Genomic DNA, 7,397 nt, shown 5'->3' on the forward strand with positions numbered 1-7,397 from the left:
GCTGTCACGGTTGGCGACGCCGCGTTCGGCGACCCGGAACCGGCCGCCGCCGACCGTCTCCATGGCCTGTCCCCACACGGCGCCGGAGGTGCTGGTCGGGAGACGGGACAGCAGGCCCTCGCCCCAGGGGTATTCGGAGTCGCCGATCAGCGCCTCCGCGGTGGCGCGTTCGGCGACGGCGTCGGCGACGTGCCCCTGGGTGTTGAGGACCACGGCGACGCGGAGCCTGGCCTCGCCCTCGCGGAAGCGGTCGCCGAGGCGGGCGTAGCGCTCGACGCCCTCCCGGAAGCGGGTGAGGGCGGTGTCGAGGTCGTCGCGGCGCTCGGCGATGTGGCCGAGCCCGACCAGCGCACCGCCGATGGCGGCGCCGCTGCCGACCCGTTCGGCGAGGACGCGCATCTGGGTGAAGGCGCGTTCGGCGTCGTCCCAGCGGCCGTCGCCCTCGGCGATCCAGGCGAGCTCCTGGTGGTAGTACGCGAGCAGGTAGTCGTTGCCGGCGCGGGTCGCGATGCCGGGGACCTCGGCGATGATCGCGTCGGATTCCGTGCGGCGGCCGGCGAACCGGTACGCCAGCGCCAGCGCCAGCCGCACCCAACCGGCCTGCACCGACTCGACTGCCGGCAGCAGCTCGCGGGCGCGTTCCATCATCGGCACGCTCAGTTCATGCCGGCGGAAGTTGTTGTACAGCGTGCCGAGCGCCGTCCGGACGTCGACCTCGTCGACGGCCCGGCCCAGCTCGACGAACAGGTCCAGGGACCGCAGCAGCGCCGCTTCGGACTCGGCGAAGCGGTGCAGGTCCCGCAGCGCCTCGCCGCGGCGGCGGACGGCCTGCGCGGTCTCCCACTGGTCGCCGGCGGCTTCGGCGAGGGCGAGCGCCTCGTCCGCCGGTGGCAGCGCCCGCTGGACCTCCCCCGCGACCGTCAGTGAGTGCGACACCCAGCGCAGCGCGCGGGCCCGCCGCACCGAATCCTGGCCGGCGGCCTCGGCCGCGGCGGTCCAGACGGCGAGGCGGTCGAACGGGTCGGTGACGTCCCCGTGTACGGCGTCGACGAGCGCCGTGACCGCGTGATGCCGGCCCGTTTCGACGCCTTCGGTGAGCACGGCCGGCAGCCCGGCGACGTCCAGCGCGCCGGCGGGCCGCCGCAGCAGCCAGCCCAGCAGGCGCTCGGACGCGTCCGCGTGCTCCTGCGCGGTCAGCGTCTCGGTGGCGAACAGGCGCAGCAGGTCGTGCAGGTGGAACCGGTCCGGGCCGGGCGACTCGATCAGGAACGCGTCGACGAGCCGGTCCATCGCCGCCTCCGCCTCGGTCCCGCCGACACCGGCGCGGGCGCCCGCCTCGGCGAGGGTGAACACCTGACCGGGGTGCGACCCGGCCCGGCGGAAGACCAGACGGTCCACTTCGGACAGTTCGGCGTACGCCGCCTGGAACGTCGAACGGACCGCCAGGTCGCCCTGGCGCAGCTCGTCGAGGCGCCGGTGCTCGCCGGCCAGCCGCTCCGCGAGCGCCGACGGTGTCCACTGTGGACGGGCGCGGAGCCGGCCGGCGACGATGAGGACGGCGAGCGGCAGTCCCGCGCAGGCGGCGACGAGCGCCCGCGTGCCGTCGGGGTCCCGGCGGACCGTGTCGGCGCCGGCGACGCGCTCGAGGAGTTCGACGGCGGCGTCCTCGGGCAGCGCCGCGAGCGGCACCCCGTGCGCGTTGGCGACACCGGTCAGCTGCCGCCGGCTGGTGACGATCGTCGCGCACCGGGCCCCGCCCGGCAGCAGCGCGGTGACGTGCGCGGCGTCGCGGGCGTCGTCGAGCAGGACCAGCACGGCCCGGTCGGCGACGGCGGAGCGGAACCGGGCGGCGAGTTCCTCGGTGCTGCCGCGCCGCTCGTCCTCGGGCACGCCGAGCGCGGTCAGGAACCGGCCGAGCACGGCCTCGGGTGCGAGCGGCTCCGCGGACGCGCCGCGCAGGGTCGCGAACAGCTGCCCGTCGGGGAACCGGGGCCGCAGCGCGTGCGCGGCGCCGAGCGCGAGGGATGTCTTGCCGGTGCCGGGTGCCGCGGCGAGGGTGACGACCGGGGACTCGCCGCTGAGCACCCGGACGATCTCGGCGACCTCGGCGTCGCGGCCGAACAGCGGGGTCGCCGCGGGCAGCTCCGCGGGCGCCGTCAGCGCCGGCGGGTCCGGCGACGGCGCCGGCCCGGGCAGCGGCGGCGGCGCCGGTTGCGGGGTCGACTGCTGCCAGAACGCCAGGCCGGCGCCGGCCACGCCGAGGACGCCGACCGCCGGCCATGCCAGCCATGACACCTCGTCGAGCGGGGCCGGCAGCGTGCCGCCGGTGGCGACGTTGACGGCGACCGCCAGCAGCACCGAGAACAGGCCGGACACGACCGCCAGCAGTATGCCCACCCGACTCCGCATGCAGCGATCTTCGCCGATCCTGTGTCAGGTCACCAACCCCGGGCCAGTGAGACGGACTCGGCGAGGCGGATGACGTCGTCGTCGGTGAGTGCGGCGATGGCCGGGTCGACCGCCGGGGTCGGGGTGCGCACCTCGACGTAGCCGGGCACGACCAGCTGCACCTCCGTCGCGGTCCGGTTCAGCCAGCCGATCTGGCCGCGCACCATGACCCGCCGGCCGTTCGCGGCGAGGGTGTGCGCCGCGTCGCGGGCCTGCACGCACCGCGGCGGGTGCTGGTTGTCCCCGGCCCGCGGGCACCAGGCCTCGACGTTCGTGCCGGCCTGGACCAGCACGTAGTCGCGGGGCACCAGCCCGAAGCGGATCGGCCGGTCCAGCTCCAGGGGCCGGTCGACGAGTCCCTGCGCGACCTGCCGCGCGGGCGCGCACGCGGCGCCGGGCGTGACGCCCTCGGCGCGGACGAAGACGGTGAGCCACAGCTGCGCCCGGTCCTGCCAGGCCAGGGTGCACGACTGGTCGTCGTGCGACCGGTCGATGCTCTCGAACTCGGTCGCGAGCTGCCCGCGCACCGGCACCCGCGGCTCGGTGGCCGCCGGGCCCGGCGACTCCCGGGTGGGCGGTTTCGTGCTCGTGTGCACCTGGACGGCGAGGATGCCGTTCGCGCCGCCGAACTCGTAGGAGATCGCGCGCATCCCCTCGGACAGCACGGCGTCGGCGAACGTGCGGGTCACGGCCGCCTCCGGCAGCCACTTCGGGGTGACCGGCAGCGTCACGGCCGTGTCGCTCGCGGCGACCAGCGCCTCCTGCCGTGGCGGGTCCTCCTCGTCCAGCAGCACCGGCACGGTGAGCACCGCCGCGAGCGCCGCGACGACCGCGGCCGCCTGCCGGCGCCGGGTCCGCTGCCGCCGCACCGGGATGCCGCGCAGGATCCGGCCGGTGGTCCGGTCCGGGTCGGGCGCGAACGGCTCCCGCTCGGTGAACATCTGCCGCAGCTCGTCGTCGATCATCGGGCCTCACCCGTCCGGTGGGTCAGCGGTACACCAGGCTGCGCTTCCGCACGTCGCGTCGTGTCGCGCAGGGTGGCCAGGGCACGGGAGATCTGGGACCGCACGGTGCTGACCGAGCAGCCCAGCACGTCGGCGATCTCGGTGTCGTCGAGGTCCTCGTAGAACCGCAGCACCACCGCGGCCCGCTGCCGCGGCGGGAGCGCCGTCAGGCGTTGCCAGAGCTCCTCGCGCACCGCCGAGGACTCCGCCGGGTCGGGGACGCTGCCGCGCTCGGGCACGTCGGCGACCGGCACGGCCCGCCGGAACCAGCCGCCGCGCCGCCAGCCGAGGTAGGTGTTGGTGACCATGCGTTTGACGTACCGGTCGGGCAGGTCGGCCCGCTGCACCCGCCGCCAGTGCACGTGGGCGCGGACCATCGTCTCCTGCACCACGTCCTCCGCCAGGTGCGGGTCACCGGTGAGCATGAGCGCATAGCGCAGCAGCGCCGGCAGCCGCAGCGCGAGGTAGGCCTCGAACGTCACGCTCTGGAAGATGCGAGCACCCCCGCCAAACATTGACGAGGCTCGGCAACGTTTCGGTCTCGGCCCCGCGTGCTGTGGCCCGGAACCAGGTGCTACGAAGCCGTGGCGGCGGTGCGGGGGCGGCCGGCGGCGAGGGCGACCGTGGTCAGCAGGGTCACCGCCAGCAGCCAGGTCGCGGGGACGAGCGCCGGGCCGGGCCAGTGCGGCAGTGGCAGCCCCGGCAGGTCCTCGCCGAACACGGGCAGGGCCCAGCCGGTCAGCCGCCACGCGATCATCGCGGTGACCAGGCCGAGCACCCCGGACGTGGCGACCAGCACCGGATACGTCCACAGCAGGGTGCGGGCCGCAGCCCGCCGGCTGAGGCCCTGTGCCCGCAGCGCGACGAGGTCGGCGAGGCGTTCCCGGCGGTCGACGGCGATGACCAGGGCGAGCCCGCCGGCGCCGAGGATGACGGCGAGGACGCCGGACAGGACGTGGAACCAGACGGCCAGGGCCGGGCCCTGGACGGCGAGCCGGTCCCGGGCGGCGGCCACCCGGGCGTCGCCGGTGATGACGAGGCCCTGCGCGGTCAGCCGGTCCAGGACGTCCGGCGGGGCGGCGGGGCCGAGCCACACCTGCGGGTGCTTGGCCTCGCCGGCGTCGGTGGCGGCGCGGTCGGCGTACTCGAGGTCGACGAGCGTCCCGTGGGTGCCGAGCCGCGGCACCGCGGTGAGGCGGCCGACCGGGTGCACCTCGACCGGCAGCCCGTCCAGGCCGGCGACGTCCGCCGACGCCGGCAGGGCGGCGGTGCTCACCACGGGCAGCGGCGCGGGGACGTCGGCGGCCTGGACCCAGGCGCCGTGCGGCAGGCCGTCGGGGGCGTCGAGGGTGACCCGCAGCCCGTCGGGTGCGGCGGTGAGGGTCGCGCCGGTGGAGCGCCAGCGGCCGGTGTCGGCGAGGTCGGCGCCGCTCGCGGCGACCGCCGCGGGGTTGATGCTGCCGAGGCCGCGCAGCACGACGGTGAGCTTGACGCCGCTGGCGGTCGTGTCGGGGGTGAAGTGCAGCCCCGCGACCCGGCAGCCGTCGGCGCAGACGGCCGAGCGTTGCTGGAAGGTGTACGGCCCGTCGTGCAGCACGCCGAAGCCGACGGTGACGGTACCGCGGCCCGTGACGGACGACAGCACGACGCTGAATCCGATCGGCTTGTCGGCGTCGGCGCCCTTGACGGTGACGTCGACGGACACGTCCTGGCCGCCGATGACGACGGGCGCCGGGGCCTGCGGGCGCAGCAGCCGGGCGACCCGGTCCGCGTCGAGGTCGCCGTACTCGTCGAGCCAGGTGGACGCGGCCGGCAGCCGGGTCGCGTCGACGGCGAGCTTCGGCGCCTCGCCCGGCGCGCCGGCGGGCAGCGAGGCGACGGCCATCGCGTACGCGCCGTCGGGGTCGGCGGCCCGCACCGCGCGCAGCAGCTGTTCGCGGGTGAGCGGGGCGACGTCGAGCACCCGCGGCGCGCCGGTGCCGATCCGCGCGGCGAGGTCCCGGTCGCGGGCGGCGACGTCGGCGGCGGTGACCGCGTAGCCGAGCACGCCGACGGCGGCCACGAGGAGCAGCAGCAGCCGCTGCGCGCCGGGGCGGCGGGCCAGCTGGTACGCGGCGAGCGCGGCACCCAGCCGGCCGCGGCGCAGCGCCCGGTCGCCGGCGACGCGGGCCAGGGGCACGACGGCGCGGGCGGCGGCCAGGGCGAGGGCGATGATGACGAGGGCGGGCGCGGCGAGCGCGACCCCGGACAGGGCGCCGCCGGTGAGGAACAGCTGGACGGTGGCGGTGACGGCGAGGAGCCCGACGAGGATCTCGGCGGTGAGCAGGCGCCAGCCGGTGAGCTGGGCGCGGACCCGGCGCATCAGGTCGACGACGCCGCTGACCAGGTGCCGGCGCTGGGCGAGCAGCATGGCCGCGACCGCGCCGAGCAGCGCCCACGGCGCCCACCGCAGCGCGTCGAGGCTGAGCACGGGCGCGCCGACGTCGCCGAAGCGCCACGCGACGACGGCGGCGACGAGCAGCTGCCCGGCGACGCAGCCGGCGAGGCCGCCGGCGAGCAGCGCGACGAGGCTCTCGCCGATGGTCAGCCACCAGCGGGTCCACCAGCGGGCGCCGCGCAGCGCGAGGATCGCGAGCTCGGGCCGGCGGCCCTCGGTGCCGTAGTCGGCGGCGATGAAGATGACGGCGTACGCGAGCAGCAGCAGCGGCGCGGCGCCGACGGGGATGCTGCGCCGGGCGAGGTCGCGGCTGCGGTCGATGCGGTCGAGCAGTTGCGGGATCGCGGTGGTGAGGGTGACCGCCCGGCCGAGCTGCTCGCCGCGGGTGTCGAGGCCGGTGAGGTCCCGCCGCACGGCGTCGAGCGTCGCCTCGGTGATGGTGCCGGGTCCGGCGGTCGCGTCGATGGACACGTCGCTCGGCCCGTGCGACATGGTGCGGATCGTCTCGGCGCCGGTGAAGACCGGTTCGCCGGGCCGGGCCGTGTGGTCGAGCCGGAAGTATTCGTGGCCGCCCCAGTACTGCCCGTCTGGGTCGGGGGTGCGGTAGGTCCCGGCGACGGTCAGCGGCGTGGCGTCGCCCTCGGCGACGTAGATCGGCCGGGTCGGGTCGGTGCTGATGACCGCGAACTGCAGCGTGATCAGGTCGCCGGCGGCGAGGTGGAGCCGTTGCGCGGTCTGCTCCCCCACGACGACCTCACCGGCGGCGGCGAGGCACCGGCCGGTGACGACGGTGAGGTGGGCGCAGACGCCCTGCCGGTAGGTGAGCCGCGACGCCACCCGCGGGTCGGGTTCGATGCCGATGGCCGGGAACTCCTCGGCGTACACCGACGTGAAGCCGGGCAGTGCGACGAGCGCCCCGCCGACGTCGGCGAACGGGACGCCGCCGGGCTCCCGCTGTTCGTTGACGGTGGCGCGGACCGTCAGGGACCGCTCGGCGGGGGTGGCGGTGGCGACCTGCCCGGCGACGACGGCCCGGTCGACGGCCTGCAGGAAAGCGGGTGCGGCGACGGCGGCGGCGACCGCGAACAGCGCCAGCAGCGCGAGGGTGACCGCCTGCCCGCGCCGCGCCCGCAGCATGTTCAGCACCAACGACGTCATCGCGCCACTCTCCCGTTGCTGTCCGAGGCGGTTCCGGTTCCGGTGAGCTGGCGGGCAAGGGGCAGTGCGGCCAGCCACCAGGACAGGCCGAGCACGCACAGTGCCGCCGCGGCCGCCGCGCCGAGCGCCGCGGGTGGCAGCGCGGACGGCGCCGGCATGACGTGCCAGTCGTCGACGAACGGCCGGCCCGGCGGCCCGCTGACGAGGCGGGCGGCGACGGCGGCGAGGACCCCGGCGGCGGCGCCGAGGACGAGGACCGCGGCGTACCCGGCCCGGCCGGCGGTGACCGCCGTGCGGTGTCTTGGTCGACAGCGACGCCGCGATGGCCGACGCGATCGCCGCACTCGCCA

4 protein-coding genes and 1 pseudogene are annotated in these 7,397 nt (G+C 76.7%); all 5 read right to left on the reverse strand.

The genetic code is table 11. The features are described 5' to 3' along the window. On the reverse strand, positions 1 to 2,409 hold a 2,409-nt coding region (locus AB0K00_RS57310; protein WP_363540069.1), incomplete at its 3' end, for an NB-ARC domain-containing protein. A gap of 29 nt (positions 2,410 to 2,438) precedes the next feature. Then, on the reverse strand, positions 2,439 to 3,413 hold the full coding sequence (locus AB0K00_RS57315) for a hypothetical protein (RefSeq protein ID WP_363540071.1): 975 nt from the start codon (positions 3,411 to 3,413) through the stop codon (positions 2,439 to 2,441). Next, the gene (locus AB0K00_RS57320; RefSeq protein WP_363540073.1) at positions 3,410 to 3,934 is read right to left on the reverse strand and encodes a SigE family RNA polymerase sigma factor; all 525 of its coding nucleotides are present in this window, start codon (positions 3,932 to 3,934) and stop codon (positions 3,410 to 3,412) included. The genes AB0K00_RS57315 and AB0K00_RS57320 overlap by 4 nt, the downstream gene beginning before the upstream one ends. A gap of 92 nt (positions 3,935 to 4,026) precedes the next feature. After that, on the reverse strand, positions 4,027 to 7,047 hold the full coding sequence (locus tag AB0K00_RS57325) for an FtsX-like permease family protein (RefSeq protein WP_363540075.1): 3,021 nt from the start codon (positions 7,045 to 7,047) through the stop codon (positions 4,027 to 4,029). After that, positions 7,044 to 7,397: pseudogene (locus AB0K00_RS57330) on the reverse strand (hypothetical protein); the annotation flags it as partial. The gene AB0K00_RS57325 and the pseudogene AB0K00_RS57330, both read right to left, overlap by 4 nt.

The organism is Dactylosporangium sp. NPDC049525, assembly GCF_040676755.1.
In the GTDB taxonomy this organism is placed as follows: Bacteria; Actinomycetota; Actinomycetes; order Mycobacteriales; family Micromonosporaceae; genus Dactylosporangium.